This is a genomic window from Mesorhizobium waitakense, assembly GCF_056431085.1.
Genome location: NZ_JBWKME010000178.1, coordinates 1 through 784 on the forward strand (window position 1 = coordinate 1; position 784 = coordinate 784).

1 protein-coding gene is annotated in these 784 nt (G+C 53.6%); it reads right to left on the reverse strand.

Translation table 11 applies throughout. The features are described from left to right. Positions 1-37 precede the first annotated feature (37 nt). The gene (locus AC07FD_RS32750) at positions 38-625 is read right to left on the reverse strand and encodes a hypothetical protein (protein ID WP_478353216.1); all 588 of its coding nucleotides are present in this window, start codon (positions 623-625) and stop codon (positions 38-40) included. Positions 626-784 lie beyond the last annotated feature (159 nt).

The window sequence follows — 784 nt, forward strand, 5'->3', positions numbered from 1 at the left end:
ACTACTTCGAAAACTCAGGCTATGACCGAAATTAATCTCATCCCGCTCTAGCAGTCGCGTTTGGCTCCATAGAACGCGCCGTCTTTAGAATCTGTTGCATTATTTGTTTGTCTGCGCTCTTGGGTTTTTGGAGCGTGTCCGCGCGGAAAAGAGATAGGTCGAGCCATGCGTAGACGGGACTGCCCCGACGTACGCCACCCCATTTGTGCCGCTCGAAATTCAGCGGGTTTAGGTCGAGCTTGGCAGGGTTTTGGAACTCGTAGAAGCCGCACCAATTGCATCGCCGCGCGCCGGAAGGAACAATCGATGCTGGTGTCTCGGCAATTTTGTGCTGAGGAAAGTTCAGAGCAAAGGCATAGCTGCCGAGTCCGTGCCTTAGATCCAATCGCCGATTACCAAGACTTGCCAAGAAGGAGTTGGACAGAGCTGTTAGGTCTGCCCGTTCGCGCTCGTCGACCAATTGGGAAACCACTTGATCGTGCGACAATTCGATAGGGTCGAACATGTACCCCATGCCCTTGGCATAAGCGAAGTCGTCGGGGCACAAGCACCAATCTGCTTCCCGTATCCAGCCATCTTTCCAAAACGCCCCAAAGAGGATTTCCCTTGCCCGTCTATCGTACATGGCCCGCTCATCGCTTGAGATCCGAAGATCGCACAAAAGAAGCTTAGGGGAACGGCAGGATCGAACTCAATCGCCCAGAATGATTGGGTTTTGACGCCTTAGGTGTGAGCTTTCAGGAGGTTGTCCATTCGGACCGGACCGGGGAGACTGGAGTTACCA